Below are 24,106 nucleotides of genomic sequence, written 5' to 3' on the forward strand. Positions count from 1 at the left end.
GGTCATCGCTCGATATAGGGGAATTGGCGGGCCGAGATGGCTTCGCGCGCTTCGGGCAGGGACGGATGGCCGCCAATGAAATCGTCGGGGTAATACGCCAGATGACGCACTCCGGCCGCCAGCAGCAACTTGGAATGCGCCAGTAGCACGCCCTCAGGTAGCGGCTTGCCGGTGCGCCAGTCCACGGTCTGCAGTTCGAAGATGGTCTTGTCGAAACCATGTGGCTGCTGACCGACACGCGTGGCCAGTTGTGTGAGCCACTGCTGCGGGTCGTCGGCGTTTTCCATGTAGGGCATTGCCATCAACGCGGTGTAGTCGTAGGCGGCTGAAAAGGCGTCCAGACGCTGCGCAAACCACGCTTCGCTGTGCGGCTCCAGCACCGGCTGCGCGAACAGATTGCGCACCGTGACCAGCTTGGGGCGCCAGCGCTCTGCGGCGACCTTGAGCTGCTGGGTGAAGCCGATCAGCGCCTGCGTGCGCCTGGCCGGATCGCCGCCGCCGTAGGCCGGCACGTCGTCGTCGCGCAGGTAGGCATCGTCATGGAACAGCAGGCCTTCGAAGTAGGCATTCGCGGCAAGGTCTTCGTAGACGTCGGCCACCAATTGGCGGGTGCGCGGGTTGCCCGGGTCCAGACGCGGCACATCCTTCGGGTCGTTCGCACGGATCTGCAGTGCGGCCTGTTGCTGCGCGTCGGGCAGATGGAAGCCGAGCACCGGCAACCAGGCGAATACGCGCACACCGGCGCGGGTACGCAGCTGCCATGCCACGCGTCCGAACAGGTCGGCGCGCATCGGTAGATGGCGGTTGGGGAAATACAGCGCATCGGCCGCGCCATCGCCATCCGGGTCGGCAAAGGCCTGCAGGAAGACGTGGCTGGGTCCGATGTCCTTGACGCGCTGAACCAGAATGTCGAGATTACGCGCCAGCTGTGCCGGGTCTGGGTCGTAGACGTAATCCAGGTCGATCTGGATGGCGCGCAGCCCATCGCGCGACAGATCGCGGCGCAGTTCGCCGGCCAGGTCGCGCACGTCCGGGTTGTTGAACAACAGCAAGCGCCCGAGGCTGGCCAGCGATTGCCCATCCACGCGGTCGCGGCCTTGCTGGCCGATATCGGCTTCGTGCGAGCGGCCTTCCAGATCGAAACTGAGCGTCATGCCCAGTTGCGCGGCAATGGCGTTGCTGGCGCGGTTGTAGGCGGCATACGGCCACACCATCGTGCGCGGCGGCTTGCCCAGATGCGCCACGATGGCATCGCGGCTATGCCGCAGATCGGTTTCGATGCGCTGGCGATAGTCGGCTTCGTTTTCGTAGCCGCTGCTCGCATCCCACAGCCGTGTGACTGCCGCAGGGGTCTGATTGCCGAACGGATTGCCGGCAATACCCTTATGCAGGTCGTCGCTATGCGAGCCGATCTCGACCAGGCCGCTGTCCTGCATCTCGCGCAGTTGCGCCCAGGTGACGAAATCGTCGCGGGTGAAATCGCGCGGGCCGTACGGCACCACCTTGCCCGCAGGCAGTTCGACCCAGCTGGTTACCGGCGCGACCAGGGCGGGGTAGCCGTAGGCCTGCAACAGCGGAAATACCCGTGTATAGACGCTACGTAAGCCGTCATCGAAGGTGAGCAACACCGGCCGCGAGGGCAGGGCGCGCCGGCCGGCGCGTGCATCCAGCACCTGCTGCACGCTCACCGGGTGATACGCGTGCGAGCGCAGCCAATCCAGATGCGCGGCGAAGTTGCTGGTGGACACCGCATAGCGATCCGGGTCGCCTTTGGCGGCGACGTCGTCGCGAATATCGTGGTAGCTGAGCACCAGCAGACCCGCATGCGCCGACGACGCGAAGGTCATCAGCAGCAGTGCGAGCAGCAACAGCGGCAGGCGGATCAAGGCGTACCTCCCCATCGGAAATCCAGGTCCAATCCAAGTTGTTGTTCGCGCCGGCCGTCGTAGACCGGGCGCGACCAGCTCACGCCATACGTCAACGCGCTGCCATCGCCCAGCGACCACAGATGCCGATACGCCAGCGCCGGCACCCATTGGCTGCCAAAGCCGGATTGGTAGGTCGGGCCGGCGGTGACTTCCAGACGCTGCCGAAAGGCGTAGTCGTAACGCCGCCAGCCAATCTGTTCGATCCGCACACCCGCAGCCACGCCTGCGCTGCGGCGTGGGTTGAAGTAATCGACCACGCGGTCGTCTTCGGCACGCCCGGCGGATGCGGAAACCAGCCCATCGATCAGCACATGCGGCCGTGCCCACAGGCGTTGGCTACCCGACAGATCGAGCTGGTTGCGCCGATTGCCATCGCTGTAACGCAGCTGGCGTGCCTGCAGGTCCCAGCGCGTTTCATCGCTGGGTGTCCAGCGCAGCGTTGCGCCGATGCTGTCGCCGGTGATGCCCAACCGACGCGCTTGCAACGATGCCTCCGGGTCGCGTGTGCGCCAGGCAACGCTGCCGTACCACGCATCGGAGAATCGCCAGCCCGCATCCAGTGCCCAGGCGGTGCCATCGCGATCGAAATCATCGAGTGCGCGGCCACCGTAGGCGCTCAAATCCAGCCGGTCGTAGCGGTAGTGCGTGCCCAACCAGAAGCTGCGATAGCGCACGCGGGTGTCCTGAAAATCGGCCCAGTCGTCGCGCGCGCGCAAGCCCACGCGCCAGCGCTCGCCCAGCAGCGGCGATTCGGCTTCCAGCAGCGCGCTGCCGAAATGATTGCCGAGCGGCGAGATTGCGGTGGCGCTGTTGTCGTTGTCGCTGCGTCCCCACGCATGGCTCAGATGCACCTGCCAGCCGCGTTGGCGTTCCAGCGACGCACCCAGCCGTTGCAGGCCGACATCATCGGGGTACTCGGTGCGCAAGGTCTTGAACTGCGCATCGGCCAGATCCAGGCGATCGAGATCGCGCTGGTTTTCGACCACGCCGCTGCGTGCCTGCTTTTGATGCGGGTCCAGCGTAAGCGCGATCTGATTGCGTTGCAGGGCTTGCGTGGCGTGTCCGCGGCGCGATTCGATCGAGGCCAATGCCGCTTGCAGCTCGGCATTATCGGGGCCAATCGCGATGCGCTCGCGCAATACCTGATCTGCACCGCGGTTGTCGTTGGCTGCAGAGCGTGCGGTGGCGAGTGCGACATCGGCGCTGAAGCGGTCCCAGTTTTCGTAGCCGCTGGTTGCGCCGGCACGACGTGGCCAAGGCGCTTGCGTCGCGGCCAGCTGCTCGAACAACGGCATCGCCTGATCGAAGCGTTCTTGCTCCAGCAATGCGTAGCCGAGCAGTAGTTGCGTGTTGAAGTCGTCCGGGTTGTGTTGCAGCGCTTGCTGCAGCACGGCTTCGGCTTCGGCAGGGCGACGCAGCCCCATCAGCGAATCGCCAACGGTCGGCAGCACGTAGCTGGGCACCTCGATGCCTTCCGCACGCAATGCCTGATAGTTGGCAACCACGTCGCGATGGCGCTGACGCTGATTGAGGGCAACCAGGCTGTCGATACGCAACCGCGTCGCTTCCCAGGCCACCTGTGGTGGTGCGTCGCGCTCGATGCGCGCCACACTGATCAATGCCTGATCGGTCTCTGCATAGCGGTGCGCGGCATCGACTGGCTCGGCGCTGGCCCAGCCGATCATGCGCGCAACGCGATCGTTGTCGATGCGCTCGCGCTCCTGCTGCGAAAACCAGTCCGGGTGGCGCCACATCGCTTCTGCGGCAAGCTGCGCGCCGCCCAGATCGCTGAGCGTGAGCGCACGCAGCGTGTACGCGCCTTTGTCACGCGGGTCTGCACGCAACACGCGTTCGTAGATGGCGAGCGCTTCCGCATAGCGCTGCTGGCCGCGCAATTGCTCGGCTTGCTGCATGGGCGTAAGGGCGATGGAGGCGCCAGTCACATCTGTCGACCGCACTTCGCCGCTGTGCGCCAGGGGCACACATGCGGCAAACAAGGCAAGGCTGATCAGGGGAGTGAGTGCGCCTGTACGGTCAGGACGACCGCGCTGCACGTGCATGTGCAAACAGGGGGGAAGAGAAGTTCACAAGCGATCCAGCTATGAAGTGCGGCGATACTGCGTATGCCTGTGTAAAGCGAGTGTCATCACTATGTTGATGAGATGTTCATTACTTGAGATCGGTTGGCACAAATGCGCAGGTCTGCACAATCATGGGCGCCAATGTAGCGGCCCATCTATTGAGTCGACAGCAGCGTCAGGCCTCATTTTTGAAAAGCCGTCTAAGCATCAAGAATGAGTTAAGACCCAGGTAGGGGTAACTGTATGCGTTGTGGTGCATGTCTTGAATAGTCTCAATAGCCGCGCGTTGGCGGAACTTCGGGCCTATGAGGGCAATTAAGCGACCCTGCGATCTCCATGATCCTTACGGTAGCGTCCGATATTTGTGTGATTTATGTCACATAAATGCATTTGTCGGCATTTTCTTACAGGGTGGCCCCTACACGCTGCGTTGACCTGCTCTTAACGCTGCAGCACAGTGGCGCCGCATTCGCCGTGTCCAAGGGTTGTGCTGCCGTTTTGGCAGCCAGGTGCGGCGATGTGAGCAACGGCAGGCCCAGGTCTGACCGTTGCACAGGGGGCATGACAGATGTGGATGCGATCGGCGCCGTTGGCGCTGGCGGCTTGCCTATGGGCGGTCGCCGGGCTGGCGGCTGCACAACAATCGGCACCGACCAGCCTGGACCGGCAGGAGCAACTGCGCCAGGCCGAAGAGATTCAGCGTCGGCAGGAGCAGGAGCGCCAGGCGCCTTTCGCCGGCCCGCGCGAGGATGCCGAGCGCGTGGACGTACGCAGCACTGTGCTTCCCGAAGAAGCGCTGTGTTTTTCGATCACGCGTGTGCGCCTGTCGGGCGCGGGCCAGGATGCTGCGCGGTTCGCTTGGCTGTGGAAATCGCTACGCCGTTACGAGGGGCGCTGCATCGGCCGCATCGGCATCGATGTCATTCGCCGTCGCGCACTGGATCGGCTGGTCGCGCGCGGTTTTGTCACAACGCGCATCGGCGTGCCCGAGCAGGATTTATCGCGCGGCGAGTTGCGCTTCGAACTGATGCCGGGCCGTTTGCGTGCGGTACGTGTGGTGTCTGATACCGACGGTGCGCACTGGAAGACCGCCTTGCCATTGCGCACTGGCGATCTGCTGGATTTGCGCGCGATCGAACAAGCCGTGGAGCAGTTCAAGCGCCTGCCATCGCAGGACGCCAAGATCGATATCGCACCGGGCGAAGCGCCAGGCGAATCGGATCTGGTCATCACCTTGCAGCATGGGCGGCGTTGGCGCGGTGTGGTCAACGCCGAGGATTCGGGCGTGGAAGCCACCGGCCGCATGCAGGGCGGGCTGGATGTGTCGCTGGACAATCCGTTGGGACTCAACGACCTGCTCAGTGTCGGCTACAGCCACGATCTGGCAACACGCGATGAAGAGCGCGGCACCCGCGGCAACAGTCTGAGCTACAGCCTGCCGTGGGGCTGGTGGACGGTTGCGCTGTCGGCGTCGTCGTACCGCTATCACCAGCGCGTGGACGGGTTCTTGCAGACCTTCCAGTCCAGCGGCGAATCCAGTAATGCCCAGCTGGACATCCAGCGCGTCTTGCATCGCGATGGCACCAGCAAGACTTCTGCCGGGGTGACAGTGGGGCGGCGACGTGCGCGCAGCTATCTGGACGGCGTGGAGATCGGTATCCAGCGGCGGGATACCAGTAGTGCCGAGTTCTATTTCACGCATCGGCGTTACTTGGGCGCGATGCAGCTGGACGTGCGCATCGCACACCGACGCGGCACGCCGTGGTTCAACAGCCAATGGACCGGCTATGACCCGCAGATCGGTTTCCCCAGTTTTCGGTATGGCGTGACCACGCTGGATGTAAGCACTGCGCTGCCGTTCAAGCTGGGTGCGGTGCCCATGGCCTGGGAAAGCAGCCTGCGCGCGCAGACCGCAGGCGAACTGTTGCTTGGCTCGGAATTCTTCACGATTGGCGGCCGATACAGCGTGCGCGGCTTCGATGGCGAAGCGACCCTGGGTGCCGAAAAAGGCGCGTATTGGCGCAATACCTTGAGTTTTCCGGTGCAGCAGATCGGGCTAACGCCTTACCTGGGTTTGGACGCGGGACGCATCGATGGCACCAGCGCCAGCGGGCTGCGCAGTCGCAGTCTGGTCGGTGGCGCGGTGGGGCTGCGCGGCGGCTGGTTCGGCGCCAGCGTCGATGCATTTGCCGGTTGGGCGATCCACCGGCCCGATGGATTTGGAAGTGCGCAGCCGGCCTACGGCGCGCGTGTGATCTACCAGTTTTGACATGGATCGCGCTGCCAGCCGGCGGCGCGCTTGTTGATTGATGACGCCTGCGGGCGGCGAGAGAGAAACGATGGACACCGAAGCGATGAGCGTGCGTAGTTACGTAGCCGAACAAAGCAAGCGCGCGTTGGCGCTGCTGCTGTGCTTCACCGTGACCTGGACATCGTTTCCGGCGTGGGCGCAGGTTGCGCCGACGGCCAACCCCGGTGGTCAGACACCCGGCCAGCAGGTAGCAGCCAACGGTGTGCCGGTGGTGGATATCGTCGCTCCCAATGCGCGCGGCATTTCGCACAATCGCTACAGCAATTTCAACGTCGGCCCGAACGGGTTGATCCTCAACAACAGCGCGCAGATCTCCAAGACCGAGCTGGGTGGCTATGTGGCCGGCAACAACAATCTGCAGCGCAGTGGTGCGGCATCGTTGATCCTCAACGAGGTCACCTCTGCCAGTAGCCGCCTGCAGGGCTACACCGAAATCGCCGGCGCCAAGGCGCAATTGGTCATTGCCAATCCCAATGGCATTTCCTGCGATGGCTGCGGATTTCTCAATACCTCGCGCGTCACGCTGACCACCGGCACGCCCAACCTGGGCGGCGATGGCGCATTGACTGGTTTCACCATCACCGGCGGTGCGCTCAGCATTGGCAGCAATGGTCTTGACGCCTTCAATGTGGATCGTCTGGATCTGCTGTCGCGTCAGCTCAGCGTCAATGGGTCGATCTGGACCAAGGAATTGGTCGCGAGCGCGGGCGCAGGGCGCGTCAACTACGACGGCATGTTGCTCGACGTGCTGCCTGGTACCGATGGTGCTGCGCCGTCGATCGGCATCGATGTCGCGCAACTGGGCGGCATGTATGCCGACCGCATCCGTCTGATCGCTACCGAAGCCGGCGTGGGCGTGGTCAGCCGCGGCACCCTGGCCGCGCAGAGCGGTGATCTGCAGATCGACAGCGCTGGTCAGGTGAGTCTGAGCGGCACCGCCGTGGCACGCGATGGCTTGAACGTGCGGGCAAGCGGTGATCTGGAACAGCGCGGCGTGCTTGGCTCGCAGCAGGGCGATGTCAGCTTGCGCGGCGCAGGCATCCGCCTAGCCGGCGACCTGGTGGCCGCTGGCGCGTTGACTGCGCAGGCCGACGGTACTTTGAGCCATACCGGGCGTAGCAGCGCGGGGGCGATCCGTCTGTTCGGCTCCGAATTGACGGCCGATGGCAGCCTGCATACCAACGGCGCGCTGGAGCTGGGCGCTGACGGCGTGTTGCGCAGCGGCGGTGTGGCTTATGGCGGCACGGGTGCAACGCTGCGCGCGAATCGCATTGCATTGTCCGGCACCTTGCAGAGCGGTAGCGCCATTGCATTGAGCGCAGCCAGCATCGATGCGCTGGGGACGCTGGATGCAGCGTCCGCACTGCGTGTGGTCGGCAGCGGTGATGTGCGCATGGGCGGGTTGGCCCAGGCCGGGCAGGGTGCAGAGGTACAGGCCGGTGGCCGCCTGGATGTGCAAGGTCGGGTGATCGCTGCCGATACGCTCGTGCTCAACGCCGCTGCGATCGATATTGCGCAACGCGGCGCCGTCTCGGCTGGCACGGATCTGGATCTGCGCAGCGCTGGCGCGTTGAGCAATGCCGGTAGCGGCTACGCGGGGCGCGATTTGCGTATTCAGGCCAACAACCTGACCACCACCGGCAGCTTGTCTGCCGCGCGTGACGTGCAGGCAACCGTGGTTGGCGGGCTGGTCAACGCCGGGACCGTTGTCGCCGGCAATGCATTGACCGTGGACGCCGCACAGCTGGAAAGCCGCGGCGACATCGGTAGCCAACGCGGCGACGCCACGCTGCGCAGCCGCGCTGGCTTGAGCTTGAGCGGCAACACGGTGGCAGGCGGCATGCTGGCACTGGATGCCGGCACGGATGCACGGATTGCCGGTGCGGTGAATGCCGCCAGCGTGAATCTTCGCAGCGGCGGCGATGCGGCGGTGTCCGGCACGTTGCAGAGCACGCGTGGTGCACTGAACATCGCCACCGGCGGCGCGCTGAGCAGTGATGCCATCGTGCAGTCGGCTGGTGTGCTCGACCTGCAGGCGAACGGTGCATTGCGTCAACGTGGGCAGCTGCGCAGTGGCGGCGCGCTGCAATTGCGTGGCTCCACCGTTGATCATGATGGCGTGATCGATGCAGGCGGTGATCTGCGGATTGCAAGTACTAACAATCTGGCCCTGAGCGGAACGGTGCAGAGCGCAGGCGCTGCTACCTTGCAGGCAGGTGGGCTGCTGGACAATCGCGCCAACGTGGTTGCAGCAGGTGCACTGCAGGTGGATGCTGCGTCGCTGCGTAATGCGCAGGGTGCGGCATTTTCGTCCGATGCCAATGCGCGTCTGCGCAGCACGGGTAGCTTCGATAACGCCGGCAGCCTCTATGCCGGCAATGCACTCCAGCTCGCCGCTGACACGCTGACCCAGAGTGGCCGGGTCGGTTCGGGCAATACGCTGTCGGCGTCGGTAGCAGGTGCGCTCGACAACACTGGCAACATCGTGGCCAAGAACGCCTTGCAGATCGAGGCCGGTAGCTTGCGCAGCACCGGTCAACTCGGCAGCGAAGCGGCAGAGGTGCGCCTGACCACCGATGGCGACATCGCATTGCAGGGTGTGGTCGCTGCGGGGACGTCGCTGCAGGCCACGGCCGGTGGCGATCTGCAACAAGCAGGTTCCGCGACCGCGCAAACCATGGTCCTCGCTGCCGGTCGCGATCTCACTGCGGCCGGCACTTTGCGTGCTGCATCCGCGCTGGATGTGCAGGCGCAGCGCACGCTGACGTTTGCCGCACAAGGTCAGGTGGGTGGCGATGCTGCATTGCGTGCAGCCACCGTGATTAACAGCCAGGGTGCGGTGTTGCAGGCTGGCGGTGCGATCGCGTTGGACGGCGCCGCAATCGATAGCCGCGGCACACTCGACGCAGGCAGCGATCTGCAAATGCGCAGCGATGGCGATCTGTCCCTGGCTGGCATTGCACAGAGCGGACGTGATGTGCGTCTGAGCGCGGCCAACGCCGTCAGCAATGCCGCGCAGGTCGTCGCAGGCCGTAATCTGACAGTGCAGGCGCAACGTCTGGACAACACCGCCGCTGGCGTATTGGCAGGCGAGGGCAATGTGTCCCTGACGACTACGGCGCAGCTCAACACCGCCGGCCGCGTGCAGGCCGGTGGCGATATGCAGCTCACCGCAGCAGCGCTGGACCAGAGTGGCAGCGTGTCTGCAGGCAAGGCAATGACGGTTGCGGTAGCGGGCACGCTGGACAATCGCGGCACGCTGGTTGCCAAGGATGCGATGCAGATCGATGCAGGCACGCTGCGCAGCACCGGGCAGTTGGGCAGCGAACGTGCCGATGTGACGTTGGCGAGCCAGGGCGTCATGCAGCTGGGCGGCGTGGTCGCCGCGGCAACCGCGCTGCGCGCTACCGCCGGCAGTGATCTTGAGCAAGCCGGCGCGCTCAACGGGCAGTCCATTGCACTGCAGGCTGGCCAAGATCTCACTCTCGGCGGCACCCTGAATTCTGCATCCACCCTGGATCTGCAGGCCGAGCGCACGCTGGCCTTGAATGGGCAGGCAGCGAGCACGGGCAGCGCCGTCCTCAAGGGCGCAACCATCGCCACTGGTAGCACGGCTGTCCTGCAGAGCGGTGCCACCATCACCCTGGATGGCGCAGCGATCGATAGCCGTGGCTCGCTCGATGCAGCAACCGACCTGAGCGTGGTTAGCGCAGGCGATCTGACATTGGCCGGTATTGCCCAGGCCGGACGCGACGTCGCGCTGACTGCTACTGGTGCATTGCGTAATGGCGCGCAAGTTGTCGCCGCACGCGACCTCAGTGTGCAGGCGGCCAGCGCCGAAAACCTGACGAATGCGACGCTGGGTGCGATGCGCGATCTGCGTGTCGACGTCGCTGGCGCATTGGACAACAGCGGTACCTTGCACGGCGAGCGTGGGCTGGCGCTGTCGACAGGGTCGCTGTTGCAGCGCGGCCGACTCTATAGCGGCGATGCGATCTCGATCGCATCGACTGGCGCATTCGACAATCGTGGTCAGCTGGTTTCCGGCAAGGATCTGAGCATCGCCGCCGGCAGCATTACCAGCACCGGCCAGCTTGGCTCGGTGAATGGCGCGCTGACGCTGATCAGCCAGAATGCGATCGATCTGCAAGGCCTCGTCTCTGCCGCCACCACGCTGCAGGCCACTGCAGTTAGTGACCTGGTGCAATCTGGTTCGCTCACCGCGCAGACCGTTGGCCTGCAGGCGGGTCGCGATCTTACTGCCGGCGGTACGCTGCAGTCAGCCTCCACACTGGACTTGCAGGCGCAGCGTGCGCTGGTCCTGAATGGTCAGGCACAGGCAGGCAGCGATGCCGCGTTGCGTGGCAACAGCATCGCCACCGGAACTGCTGCTGTGCTGAAAAGCGCTGGTTCGATCACCCTGGAGGGCGCGGCCATCGACAGCCGCGGCACGCTCGACGCCGGCAGCGACCTGCGTCTGCGCAGTACCGGCGCACTGGCATTGGCAGGCGTGGCGCAAGCCAATCGCGACGTCGTACTCAGTGCCGACGGCGCGTTGAGCAACGCCAGTCAGGTCATCGCAGGCCGTGACCTATCGGTGCAGGCAGCCACTGTAAGCAATGCTGTCACGGGCACGCTGGCTGCACAGGGCGGCGTCACACTCACCACTGGCACATTGCAGAACGCAGGCAGCGTGCAGAGCGGTGGCGATTTACGCATGACCGCCACCAGCATCGACCAGAGCGGTGCCGCCATTGCTGGCAAGGCGTTGACTGTCACGGCGACCGGGCTGGTCGATAACCGCGGCAACCTGATCGCCAAGGACGCGTTGACCGTGGACGCAGGCAGCCTGCGCAGCAGCGGGCAGCTTGGCAGCGAAACAGCCAACGTCACGCTGGTCAGTCGCGGCGACATCGCGTTGCAAGGTGTTGTGGCTGCCGCAACCACGTTGCAGGCAACCGCTGCTGGTGACCTGCAGCAAGGCGGATCGCTCAAGGCGCAGTCGGTCGCATTGCAGGCAGGGCGCGATTTGGTTGCAGCAGGTACGTTGCAGTCGGCTTCCTCCCTCGACCTGCAGGCGCAGCGCACGCTGGCGTTGAACGGGCAGGCCGTCACGGGCGGCAACGCAACCCTGCGCGGTGCGACGGTCACCACCGGACAGGCTTCCGTATTGCAAGGCGGCGGTGCGATCAGTCTTGATGGCGCGGCGATCGACAGCCGCGGCGCGTTGGATGCGGGCACTGATTTGAGCCTGCGCAGCACGGGCAACCTGGCAGTGGCCGGGGTGGCACAGGCTGATCGCGCAGTCGTGCTGAGCGCGGCCGGCGCATTGACCAACGCGGCGCAGGTTGTTGCCGGCCAGAATCTGTCCGTCACCGCAGCCAGTGCAAGCAACACCGCCACGGGCGTGCTGCTGGCGCAAGGCGATACCACGCTGTCCATCGCCGGCTTGCTCGACAATGCCGGCGCGATGCGCGCAGGCAATCAATTGACGCTTGGTGTCGGTTCGCTGCGTCAGACCGGTCAGGCGTACGGCTTGCAGCGCTTGGGTCTGACCGCCGCAGGTGCGGTGGACAATCGCGGTGATTTGATTGGCGGCAACGGCCTGCGTGTGGAGGCCGCGCAGCTCGCCAGCACTGGTCAGCTCGGTAGCGAGCGCGGCGACGTCGCCTTGATCAGCCGTGGCAACCTGCAGCTCGACGGCAGCCTGGCAGCGGCGGGCGCATTCTCTGCGCAAGCCGACGGCGCGTTGGCGCAAAGCGGCACCCTGAGTGCAGGCAGCACGCTCGACCTGCGCTCGAAAAGCGATCTGACCGTTGCAGGTCAGCTGCGCGGCCAGCAGATCACGCTCGCCAGCGACGCCGTGGTGCGTCAACAGGGCGTCGTCAGTGGTGCGACGTTGGGACTGCAAGGCGCGCGTATCGAAAACGCCGGGCAGACCACCGCCGCCGGAAATCTGAGCCTGCGTGCGGGCGAAATCAGCATCGCCGGTACGGTTGGTGCAGGCATTGCGGGTGATGGCAACCTGGGAACCGGCAGTACGTTGAGTCTGGTCGCCGATCGCCAGCTGAGTGCTTCGGGCAAGTTGTTGGCGGGCGGCAATCTGCTGGCGCAGGGGGCCCAGTTGCAGCTGGCTGGCGCCAGCACGCGCGCCACCGGCAATGTCGCGCTGACAACCGGCGGTAGCCTCGACCATCGTGGCGGCGACCTGCTCGCCGGCGGCACGCTGACCGTGCAGGCAGGCGGCACCATCGATAACGGCCGTCTCACGACGACTGGCGGCCAACTCCAGGCCAGTCAGCTCAGCATCGATGGCGGCAGTTTGAATAATGCCGGCGGCCGTCTCGTACAAAGTGGTACCGGCGCGACGCGCGTCAGCATTGGTGGCGCAATCGACAACACGTCGGGAACCTTGGCCAGCAATGGGCAGGATCTGACCATCACTGCCGCAAGCCTTGAGAATGCGCAGGGACGGATCGAGCACGCCGGTACCGGTACTGCGTCGGTCACCAGCCGTGGCGCATTGGGCAATGCCAACGGTCGCATCGTCTCGCAGGGGACGTTGACCATCGGCGCCAGCAGCGGCATGAACAATCAGGGTGGCACGGTGGCTGCCGCTGGCGATGCAACGCTTGCTGCGGCCAGCCTCAATAATGTTGGTGGTTCGGTCGCTGCACGCGGTTTGACTGTGCAAAGCGGTGGTGCTGTCGACAACCGTAGCGGCCTATTGCAGGCTAGCGGTGGCGCGATGACGTTGCGTGCCGATAGCCTCAGCAATAGCGGTGGCACGCTGCAGGCGGTGAGCAGCGGTGGTACGGGCGGCAGTCTGCGCGTCGAGCTCACTCGTGGGTTGGATAACGGCACCGGCATCATCGGTGCCAGTACCGATGCAGTGATCACTGCGGAAAACATCGCAAGCTCCGGTGGCAGCCTGCAAGCCGGGCGCGACCTCAGCGTCACCGCACGCGGCCAGCTGGACAATCACCAGAGCGGCAAACTCAGTGCGGGCCGCGATCTCAATGTTGCGGTGACAGGCGCGCTGCTCAACAGCGGTGGCCAGCTCGACGCCGGTAACACGCTCACCGTATCGGGCGGACGGATCGACAATACGCAGGGCAGCATCGTCAACAATGGCGGCGGTCTGACGCGTGTCAGCACCGGCGGTGCGCTGACCAATACCAGTGGCAATCTCGGTGGCCGCGGCAGCGTGGTGATCGATGCTGCCAGTATTGCCAATAACAGCGGGCAGCTGGTGGCAGGCGGCGACTTGATCGCCAATACCAACACCTTGAACAATCAGGGCGGCAACATCTATGCCGGCGCAAGCTTCCTGCTGCAGCGCGCAGGCGCCACGCTGAACAATCAGAACGGCAGGATCAAAGCCGAGCAGGCAGTTCGCCTGAACCTGCAGAGCTTGAGCAATGCCGGTGGTCAGATTGGTGCGGGCAGCATCACCGGCGGCGCTGGCGATGTGGTGATCGATACCGTCGGGTTCGACGGTGGTGGCAGCATTCTGGCGCAGAACCTGCTGGATCTGACCTTGCGCAGCGACTACACGCATCGCGCCGGCGCAGATCTCACCAGTAATGGCGATTTTAACCTGCGCGTGGGCGGCAACCTGGTCAACGAGGCCACGCTCAAGGCAGCGCGCCGCCTGGACATCACCGCCAGCAGCATCGCCAACCGTGCCGGTGCCAACATCCTGTCCAACGATACCCGCCTCAACGGCGGCAATGTCATCGACAACGCCGGCAGTATTTCCGGCAACGCTGCGCTATCGCTGGTGGCAAACAGCGTCTACAACACCGGCAGTATCGTCGGCGGCAATGTTTCGGTGAATACCGGCACGTTGGTCAACGGCGCGGACTTTGGCGGTGTGGCCAACAACGCTGCCTATGGTTCGGCCCTGCTGGGTTCCACCGGCAACATGAACCTAATCGTGCGCGATCAACTGCTCAACCGCGACGCGCGCATTTTCAGCCTGCGCAATATCGCCATTGGTGGTGCGCAGGATGGTGGTGGCACCTTGGTGTCGCGCACCGGTGTGGTGAATAACCTGTCGGGCAGCATTGAGGCCGATGGAAGCATTTTGATTGCGGCTAATCAGCTGAATAATCGGCGGCGTGTTGTTAATGCCAGAACTGGACCTCTGACAGAGGCGGAGCGTGTTGCTGCTAATGCTGCTATGCCCGAAGACGTTATCCGAAGAGATCCAAGGCCGGGGAGTTCCGGTGCCGGTGGTGTTCGCTACGCAGGACACGATCCTGGTGTATACCGTTCTTACGATGTGCGTGAGCGCGAGCAATTGATTTCGGCTAGCGCCGAAGGCCGGATTATTGCCGGTGGTAATATCGGCTTGTCGGGTTACGTAACAAACAATACGTCGACAATAGCTGCTGCGGGTTCTCTGCTGGTGAACCAGCGTGGTGTCGGTGGTTTGTCAGACGGAATGCTGGCCAGTAGTGATGATGTGCTCAATCAGGCCTTGGCGCTTAAGCAGGTCGCCAATTACACAGACACCGAATATACGGCTAGGGCAGTCTATAACGACTGCATGCAGCGGCCTGGTCAGAACGTGGTCTGCTATTGGGAAACAGATGAGCGTGTCGTAGGTTCTGGCAGCGTAGATAGTAGCTACCTCGCCCTAGGCGCCAGCATGACCGGCGGCCAAGGTGTCAGCATCAACGGCGCCAACATCAGCAACGGCGCCGTCGGTAGCGATGGCCGTAACATCAGCGGTGCCTCGCTCAATGGCGTCAGCGCACAAGGCGGATTGAGCGGTCGCACGCGGCAGACCGCGGCAAATGTCGGTGGTCAGGCTGTCATCGGCCGGGCCAATGGCGGCGCAGCCAGCATCAGCGTGGCGAGCAATACCGCCGGCAACGCGGGTGCGCAGGTTGGCGCGAATACGCAGGATGCGTCGCTTGCGGCATCTGGCGGCATTGTCGCCATGTCGGTTGCACCGGTCATGACCAATGACAGTGGCTTGGTGCGCAGCACTGTTGATCAGGCCAACGTGCAGACCACCGCTACCGGTACCGGCGTCGTTGCAGGTGCTGGCGAAAGCCGCACCCGCATCGATCCGGCCACCATTCCGGTGACCAACATCGTTGGCGGCGGCCAGACCTCGCTGACGCAGATCGATCTGCCCATCGGCGGGTTGTATCGCTTGTCAAATGGCAACGCCACCGATCGCACTGCCATGGGGCGCGCGGCAGTCGGCCTCGGCGGCATCAACGCTTGGCGCAGCAATGGGCCGGGCCGTCGTTACCTGATCGAGACCGACCCGCGCTTCGTCAATTACGACAACTTCATCAGCAGCGATTTCCTGCTGGACAAGCTGGGCGTAGACCCCGAGTGGACCCAGACCCGCCTGGGCGATGGCTTCTACGAGCAGCGCCTGGTGCTGGACCAGATCACCCAGCTCACCGGTCGTCGTTATCTGGGCAACTACGCCGATGGCGTGGCGCAGTACCGCGCCTTGCTGGAGTCGGGTGTAGCGGCCGCTGGTCAGCTGCAGCTGAGCATGGGCGTGGGCTTGACCGCCGCCCAGTCGGCAGCGTTGACGCAAGACATCGTGTGGATGGTGGAGCAGGACTACCAGGGCCAGAAGGTGCTGGTACCGGTGGTGTATCTGGCCTCCAACTCGCTGCAGTTGCGCGGTAATGGCGCCTTGATAGCTGGCGGCAACGTCGAGCTCAACGCCACCAATGCCATGAGCAACCAGGGCGTGATCGCCGGTGCCGACGTCAGCATCACCGCAGGCAACCTGCTCAACCAGGGCCGCATCAGCGGCACCGGCAGCGTGGCGCTGGAAGCACGTAACGACCTGTTCAATCAGGGTCAGATCCAGGGCCGCGATGTCGCCCTGGTCGCTGGCAATAACCTGATCAGCGAAGCAACCAAGGCCATCAACGGCGTCGGCATCCTGTCGGGCATCACGGCCAGCAACACCCTGCAACTGTTTGCCGGCAACGACATGACGTTGACCGGTACCCGCGTGCAGGCCGACGGCAGTGCGGCCTTGATCGCAGGCAACAACCTCAGCCTCACCCCAAGCGCGTTGCGCGACGATAACGGCTTGCTGCGCGGCCGCGATGCCGTGTCGGTCATCACCGGCAAGGATCTGATTGTCTCGGCAGGCAACGACCTGCAACTGCACGGCGTCACCATCAAGGCCGGCGGCAGCGCCGCGCTGCAGGCGGGTAACGACCTCTCGCTGACCCCGACCACCGGTCTGGACGGCAAGGTCGCCACGCGTACCACCATCAGCACCGGCGACAGCCTGCAACTCACCGCAGGCAACGACCTGACCATCCGTCAGGCCAACGTCAGCGCCGGCGGCGATCTGATCGCGGCTGCAGGCAACAATCTCAACGTCGAGTCGGTGCTCAACTACAGCGAAACCAACAGCTATAAGACACGCAACGGCAAAACCCGCGTCACCACGACAACCACGACTCAAACCATCGATCAGCAAGCACTGACGGCCGGCGGCAACCTCATCCTCAGCGCCGGTAATGACGTCAATCTGGTCGCGGCCAAGCTGGACGCCGGCAAAGGCCTAGGCATCAGCGCCGGCAATGACATCAATGCCAGTACGCTGACGACGGTGGACACCAGCAACACCCTGGAAACGCGCAAGCGCTTCAAGCAGACCACCGCGACCAGCGATGAAACCGTCTACGGCACCGAGTTCAGTGCCGGCGGTAACTTGGCGATGCAGGCTGGTAACGACATCACCCTGACCGCCGCATCTGCGGCCGCCAAGGAAGGTGGCATCACTCTGGCTGCCGGCAACGACGTCAACCTGCTCGCCGCCAGCGAGCAGCACGATGCCGTGCAGGACATAACCAAGAAGAAGAAGGGTACGTTCTCAAGCAAGACCACGACTACGCATGATGAGTGGCACGACAACGTGGCCGTCACCACCACGCTCAGCGGCGAAACCGTGCAGATTGCGGCAGGTAACGACCTGTTGTCGCAGGGCGCGCAGGTCGCTGGAACAGGCGATGTGAAGCTCGCTGCCGGCAACAACATTGCCATCGAAGTTGCGGAGAACAGCTACGCCGAGGCGCATGAATCCAAGACCAAGAAGTCTGGTTTATTTGGCGGAGGCGGCGCGAGCGGTTTGGGAGGCATTGGCTTCACAGCGGGTAGCCAGAAAGCATCGAATGCAAGTGAGTCCAGCAAAACGACCACCATAGGAAGTTTGATTGGTAGCGTCGAAGGGAATGTAAGTGTGGTGGCAGGAGGCGATGTTGCGATCCGTGGTAGCGATCTGTTTGCCGGCCGCGCTCAAGATGATGTCGAAGGAGTTGGCGGCAATATTTCCATCCAGGGCCGCAATGTGGAAATCACACCGGTCGAGCAGACTGAGCGAATCCAGTCGCAAGCTAAGGCAAGTAGCAGTGGCTTATCGATGGCGTTGGTTGGCACCCCGATCGATACCGTTCGCAATATGCAGCAGATTGACGATAGCGATGCTAATGGAAGGGAAAAGACTAAGAGCTACCTCAATGAAGTTGCAGCCTCGGCTGGAAGCCTGCCGCAGATCGCCATGGGCTTTGGCAGTAAAAGCGCATCCGCAAACGTAGATATTGAACGTACCACACAGCGTGGAACTTCGGTCACGGCTGCCGGCGGCATCAGCGTGCGCTCGACAGAAGGCGACATCGTCCTTGCCGGTAGCAAACTTCTGGCCGGTGGTACGGTGATGCTTGATGCACAGCGCGATCTGATGCTACTGACAAGCGCGGACACACAAATACAAACGAGTGATAGCAAGACAAAGAACAGCAGCACAGTTTTTGCCATCCAGGACATCGGCGCGGCGAGCCGGCAGGTCAATGGTGGTCCAAACAGCGGCGGCATCACCACAATGCCGTACAGCGAAGGACGTGGAACCAACGATGCTGGTAGACAAGTTGTTGGGCAGACCGGTAGCAGTATCAGTGGGCAACAAATCACGCTGATCAGTAGGCAAGGCGATATTGCGCTACAGGGTGCAAATGTTGCTGCGGAAGCTGCGGTCAATTTGATCGCCCAGAAGGGCGGTATCGAGCTCCTGCCAGGCACGGCGACTCAAAGCTGGCAAGAAACGCAGCGGCAGATGCAGTTCGGTGACCTGGGGGGCGATGGCTACTCCGGCACCGTTGGTATCCGCAAAGAGTTGCACGTTGTCGATGGCAGTAGCACCGATCAGAACAGTCTGCGCACTCAGTTGAGCAGTCTGAAGGGAGATGTGAATGTTCTCGCCAAGCAAGATCTGGTTGCCAAGGGAGCTGACATATTTGCCGGCAACGATGTGACGCTTTCCGGTCGAAATGTCTTTCTGGATGCTGCAACGAACACCGCAAATCAGGTTGAATCACATCGTGTTACCCAGTACGGCGTGACTGCTGCACTATCTGGATATGCCGTCGAAGCTGCGCGTGCTGCAGATGCTGCAGGCAAGGCACAAGACGAAGGTGATGAGCGGATGGCAGCGCTGTATGCGGCGCAGGCCGCCTATGCCGCAAAAGATGCTGTACAGAGCGGTGCCGCAGCAAAGGTGACTGTAAGCGTCGGCGGGGGCGTTCAGAAGAGTGAGTCCAGCTATCTCGACACTACGGCACAAGGTAGTACGGTCAACGCAGGCCGCAATGTCACGATACTTGCGAACGGCGACGGCACAAAAGGCGCTGACGGCTATGCTGCCAGCGGCGATATCACTTCGAAGGGTACCCAGATCAGAGCTGGAAATACGGTAGCGCTAGACGCTGTTCGTGATATCAATCTCTTTTCGGCCATCAGTAGCAGCGACCAAGCCAGCAAGTACGATGCTCACAACGCCAGTATTGGTGTGGGCTTTGGTCTAGGTGGGTCACAGAACGGATTCACCATTGAGCTCGCGGCCTCGCGTGCACTTGGCGAGAGTCAGGGCCTGTCGGCAACCAATCAATTGACAGAGGTTCAAGCTGGCAACGTACTGCTGATCAATAGTGGGCGCGACACAACATTGAAAGGCGCTCAGGCGATCGGTGACACCGTGGTTGCAGATGTTGGACGCAACCTCACGCTTACCAGTACACAAGATCAGCAAACTTACGATCAGGATGATCGTAGCGGCGGCCTCAATCTCAGCCTTTGTATTCCCCCAATCTGCTATGGCTCAAGCTATGGCAGCGCCAGCGTCGGTCAGACCAAGATTGATAGCAATTACAACGCAGTCAATGGTCAAACCGGCCTTGCTGCCGGCAACGGCGGCTACTCCATCAATGTAGGTAACCACACGCAACTCGATGGTGCCGTTCTTGCAAGCACGGCAATACCTCAAAAGAATCTGCTCTCGACAGAGAGTCTTGGAGTTACGGAGCTGCAAAATGTAGCAGGCTATAGCGCTAGCACCTTTAACTATTCAGCCAGCGCAGGTGGCTCGATAGGCGATCAAAGTGGGGGACAGCCGGGTAGTACTGGAGCAAGTGAGACCACGTGGGGAGGCGGCACCGGACGTCCTGGTTTAGGGATTCCGCAATCTGAGTCATCCAGTAGCACAACGCGCAGCGATATTGCTGCGGGCACTGTCATCGTGCGCAATGGTGATGCCTCTGCGTTAGATGGCTTGGATCGCACCGCGACAACGATCCAACTGGAAGGACTTAAGAACAAGTTCGACGTTGAGAAAGTACAGAAGGATTTGATCGCGGGCCAGATCGCAAGCGAAGTTGGTTTTCGGACTGCTGGTTCGATTGCCGACGCGATTGCAAACGCAAAGGAGAGAGAGTGGCAGGAAGCAGAAGAGGCATTAGCGCAGGCGGAAAAGACTGGTGACCAGACGGCAATCAGTGATGCAACTCAGCGCGCCGATGCTGCCAGAAGCAGTCTTGGCCTATGGATTGATGGTGGTGCAGCGAAGGTAACGCTGCATACCTTGGTAGGCGCGTTGTCTGCTGCGCTTGGTAATGGCGATGTTCTTGGAGGCGCCCTGGGCGCGGGTGCTGCGGAAGCATCACGGCCAGCCACTGCGGACCTGGGGCCTGGTGCGCAACAATTCATTAGTGCAGTTGTGGGAGCGATTAGTGGCGGTGGAAGTGGCGCGGCAACGGCGCTGGCAGGGGAGCAGTTCAATCGCCAGTTGCATCCTGTCGAATTGTCTTTCGTTCGTAGCAAGTCTGATGAGTACACCGGCGTCTGTGGCTGTAGTAAGCAGGAAGCAGAGCGTCTGCTGATGCGTGGCGCGCTGTACGCAAACGATCAGGATTGGCAGAGTTTGCTGACGCTTTACACACCCGAACAGGTGCAAAGCTACAAGGATGCACAGAGCTGGCTGGTGACAGAAGCAAACGCAAATGGCGCTCACCTGACGTACGTGGACGAGCGTGGCGTCACCATGAATGCGTTCAAGAGCACCAACGAGGACTTCAAGAATCAAGAGCTTTATGCAGTTCAAGCGTTTGCCGACAGCACGGGCAGGAATCTGTACTTCAATGCAGCCAATGTCCGCCTTGTAGAAGACGCGAGCTTCAGTGAGCTGATGCGTGCTTACACGCAAAATCCCACTGAAGAAGCCAGGCAAGCTTTGCTAGGTTTCAAGGACGGAGCAGGCGGCTTGGTCGACCTAGTGAACCCCAAGACATGGTTATCTATGCAGATGCTGCAGTGGTCGATGCTTCATGATCCCGAGGGAACCAGTAAAAAAATTGCTAATGGGCTAGCAGGCGAAGGCGGGAAGTTGATTGCCAATGTCTTGGTTGATTATACGCAGAAGGATTTGCAGGCTTTTCGTGATGCAAAGGCCTACGCAACTGGAGCACTTGCGTTTGAGGCATTGGCGGAAATTGCAACAGCGGGTGCAATCACTGCAGTAACTGCAGCGAAAATGACGGTTCGTTCAGGCCGGATGGCGGCTGAAGTATCTGAGGCCGCAGATGCAGTTGCAGATATGAATGATGCTTTGAAGAACGTTGATCGGGCTGTCGAACGTTCTAATAGTGTTTTTGTGGATGGTAAATCTGGTAATGGACGAGGATTGTTTTCTGTTGATAGTATTGGTGAATATAATCCTGGTCCGAGCAAGCCTCTGTTCGGTCAAGTCAACGATTTCTCATGTGTTGCTGCAAGTTGCAAAATGGCTGCTAACTTGGGTGACGTGCCAGAGGCTTATATTCGCACGGCGCTGAATACTGACGTCAGTGGAACCTATTTATCGGACGTTCCAAAGGCATTGGCTGATCTTGGTTATACTGGCAGAGTTAGTCACTTCAAAGAAGTTAACCTTGGGCAGATTGCAGATTTGTCTGGAAATGGTTCGGCTTTAGTGTTAAATGTCAAGGCCGGAGGTGGTCTGCATGCTGTTGTTGTTGACTTCGTTAAAGATGGGCGTGCGTATATCAGGGATCCATGGCCTTTGGGAACCGGTTCATCTTATTCGGTGTCCATGGAGGAACTGGGTACTGTACTGCAGGGTGGGGCTGTATCAATTGGTCATTGAGGTTTTTTAATGGATAGGGACGTAGTTTGCGATCTGTACACAAACGCCGCTTTTTCCGGGATTAATTTGAATGTCCTGAAAATTTTGGACCGGGAGTACTCGGGTCAAATGCCGGAAGAGTTTCCATCTTTTTTGGGTGTTAATGTTTCTAGGATAGATTTAGTTCCAGTTGTTATTGCAATGAGGGAGAAGGGTGCTGATGTTTTCTCCGTCCCTGTCATATACCGTGATTTTCATAAAATCTCGCATGGGTCGGCATACGAAATTGCGATAAGAAATTCAGAAAGTATTGGGTGTCGTGTTTCGTTGGAAAGAGATTTCGGATTTTATCCTCCGGTAGTTTGGAAGTTCGGTTTGGAGGGTGGGGCAGTATCTACAGGTGGACTCATGATGATAGATAGGTGCGACGGCCATGTTTGGACTATTCGTGATCATTATGAATATATGTTTGACTGCAATGCCATGGTGTGAGATGCGGAAAAATAATTTTCAGATTAAATATGGAGCGAAAGTGAATTGTGTGTGGTAAGTTTTGGATGAATAATTGAAAATTTCAATGAAAAATCTAGTGTTTGATAAAGCTAGTGAGGATGGTGTAAATGACGTGGCATTAAAGTGGGTTGGACATAATATATATGTTGCTTAATAAATGTCAGCTTTTTTTGTGAATGAGTGGTCGCCGCTCTCGGATTTTGTGGAATAAAATGCTGGCCGTCGAAGATAACGGGGTCATGTTCACTTATCAGGTGCGCCTGTGTCGACTTTGCCACCAGCGAGAGCATCTTCAATAGCCATAATCAAACATCGCTTGGCTCGACGATCACTGGTGGCGGCAACGTCGGTGATCGATGACCTGTACCGCGATGGAGTAAAAATTGGATCTATAAGTACTGCAGATGCAGTTCGATATGAAATGAGAACAGGTGAACTGGTTGGCGGAAAATCGCATTCACAGAAAGCAAAGGACTATACTAAAGTACTCCAGCGATGGTCAAAATAAAATCCTGAGACCTTTCATGAGGGATCTGCAGTAAATATGGGTTCAGCTGCGAAGTTGGCAGCAGATAGAGATTTAGTTGCAAAGGTGATCAAGGATATGCAGAATTTACTTAAAGGAGATTAAATTGGATTGTTATGATTTTTATTTGAAATTCATTGAAAATCTATCGCCAAGAGATTACTCGTCGAGTTTAAATGGGTGGGAAGGCGATATTCCATGGGTTGTGATATTTTCGTCGCTTGGAAGGTATTTTGCGAATGATTTCCCCGTATTGAACGAGGAAAAAAAGGATAACATTTTCTCGTTAATAAAATTAGCTATGGAAAAGGAAAGCAGCCTATCCACTTCTGTTGCGACGGGACTTTTGGAAGCGTTACACAAGGCTTCAATGAGAAATGGCTTGCCAGGCAATGAATTAATTGATCGTCTCGATATGGAATCTTCCCGATACCTGGCAGCTTGGGTAGAGTGGTCAGGATTGAAGTAATCCAAGGAGGACTTATCTTGCTACATCGACGTCTTTGGTCTAGGGTGTGTTATTAACTTTGAAGTGTCGACTCTCCGAAATTCAATGCCAGCTAAGACTAGAGATCTGCGGTTGATGATATCTTCCCTATAATTTGTGCCAGCCAAAACTGGAGGATTCGGCGAAAATCAGGCTTAAAGAGACCCATGGTCATGAAAGAAAGTCGAAGTTCACCGAAGAGTAGATCCCAATTGCCCTGAAGCAGACTAAGACCGGGACGACGGTCGAGGCGATTTGCCGCAAGATGGGCATTAGCTAATCCACCTTCTACGCTTGGCACAAGAGGTTTAGCGGGCTAGGCGTGTCCGAACTGCGCCGGCTACGCCAGCTTGAAGAAGAGAACCGCAAGTTCAAGCAGTTGGTCGCCGATCTGAGCCTGGACAAGGTCATGCCGCAGGAAGTGCTGTCAAAAAAGCTCTCAGGCCCACGTAGCGCGAGACTCTTTTGGACCATGTGGTCTATCTGGATCAAGTTGGATTTCGTCGGGCTGGCTCGGTCGTCAAGCAAAGTCGATCGGCTTAGTGTTACCAGCCTCTGGACAATGACGATGAGCTATTGCTCGACGGATCGAAGAGACTGCGGCCGTAAGGGTCCGCTATGGTTTCTGGTTAATCCAAATAATATTGCGGCGGGCCCGAGTAAAGACGGCACAGCGCTTAGAACTGCCAAGGATGTGGGGGCCATTACTTGAAAAAAAATCTAGCGGGGTACTGAAGCGTCCTCGTTAACTCGATCCACTTGGAAGTAGAGTTCCATCCCAAGGAGCTCTGTATGAAGAAGTCGAAGTT

The 24,106-nt window shown here is 60.5% G+C and carries 7 protein-coding genes; 5 read left to right on the plus strand and 2 right to left on the minus strand.

Annotated features, from left to right (window positions below):
- Nucleotides 1-2: 2 nt before the first annotated feature.
- On the minus strand, nucleotides 3-1,901 hold the full coding sequence (pgaB, locus tag ABQU90_RS05610; RefSeq protein WP_323523429.1) for a poly-beta-1,6-N-acetyl-D-glucosamine N-deacetylase PgaB: 1,899 nt from the start codon (nucleotides 1,899-1,901) through the stop codon (nucleotides 3-5).
- Nucleotides 1,883-3,841 (minus strand): tetratricopeptide repeat protein, encoded by a 1,959-nt coding sequence (locus ABQU90_RS05615; protein ID WP_323523430.1) that lies wholly within the window; start codon nucleotides 3,839-3,841, stop codon nucleotides 1,883-1,885. Before ABQU90_RS05615 ends, pgaB begins: the two co-directional genes overlap by 19 nt.
- Nucleotides 3,842-4,577: 736 nt before the next feature.
- Between ABQU90_RS05615 and ABQU90_RS05620 the strand changes: the two genes are divergently transcribed.
- The 5 genes from ABQU90_RS05620 (at nucleotide 4,578) to ABQU90_RS22760 (ending at nucleotide 24,009) form a co-directional block, all read left to right on the plus strand.
- Nucleotides 4,578-6,278, plus strand: coding sequence for a ShlB/FhaC/HecB family hemolysin secretion/activation protein (locus tag ABQU90_RS05620; protein ID WP_323523431.1), 1,701 nt, complete (start codon nucleotides 4,578-4,580; stop codon nucleotides 6,276-6,278).
- Between the two features lie 85 nt (nucleotides 6,279-6,363).
- Nucleotides 6,364-21,792, plus strand: coding sequence for a two-partner secretion domain-containing protein (locus tag ABQU90_RS05625; protein WP_503064410.1), 15,429 nt, complete (start codon nucleotides 6,364-6,366; stop codon nucleotides 21,790-21,792).
- Between the two features lie 9 nt (nucleotides 21,793-21,801).
- Nucleotides 21,802-22,263 (plus strand): hypothetical protein, encoded by a 462-nt coding sequence (locus tag ABQU90_RS05630; RefSeq protein WP_323523433.1) that lies wholly within the window; start codon nucleotides 21,802-21,804, stop codon nucleotides 22,261-22,263.
- A 653-nt stretch (nucleotides 22,264-22,916) separates the two neighbouring features.
- On the plus strand, nucleotides 22,917-23,279 hold the full coding sequence (locus tag ABQU90_RS05635; protein WP_323523434.1) for a hypothetical protein: 363 nt from the start codon (nucleotides 22,917-22,919) through the stop codon (nucleotides 23,277-23,279).
- Between the two features lie 340 nt (nucleotides 23,280-23,619).
- Nucleotides 23,620-24,009, plus strand: a complete 390-nt coding sequence (locus ABQU90_RS22760; protein WP_407078745.1) for a hypothetical protein — start codon at nucleotides 23,620-23,622, stop codon at nucleotides 24,007-24,009.
- Nucleotides 24,010-24,106 lie beyond the last annotated feature (97 nt).

It is taken from the genome of Xanthomonas sp. WHRI 10207 (assembly GCF_040202975.1).
Lineage (GTDB): Bacteria > Pseudomonadota > Gammaproteobacteria > Xanthomonadales > Xanthomonadaceae > Xanthomonas.

What these genes read in the sequence shown, in the direction of transcription:
- ABQU90_RS05630 (WP_323523433.1), top strand. Translation starts at nt 21,802, where the DNA reads ATGGATAGGGACGTAGTTTGCGATCTGTACACAAACGCCGCTTTTTCC.
- ABQU90_RS05625 (WP_503064410.1), top strand. Translation starts at nt 6,364, where the DNA reads ATGAGCGTGCGTAGTTACGTAGCCGAACAAAGCAAGCGCGCGTTGGCG.
- ABQU90_RS05620 (WP_323523431.1), top strand. Translation starts at nt 4,578, where the DNA reads ATGTGGATGCGATCGGCGCCGTTGGCGCTGGCGGCTTGCCTATGGGCG.
- pgaB (WP_323523429.1), bottom strand. Translation starts at nt 1,901, where the DNA reads ATGGGGAGGTACGCCTTGATCCGCCTGCCGCTGTTGCTGCTCGCACTG.
- ABQU90_RS05615 (WP_323523430.1), bottom strand. Translation starts at nt 3,841, where the DNA reads ATGCAGCAAGCCGAGCAATTGCGCGGCCAGCAGCGCTATGCGGAAGCG.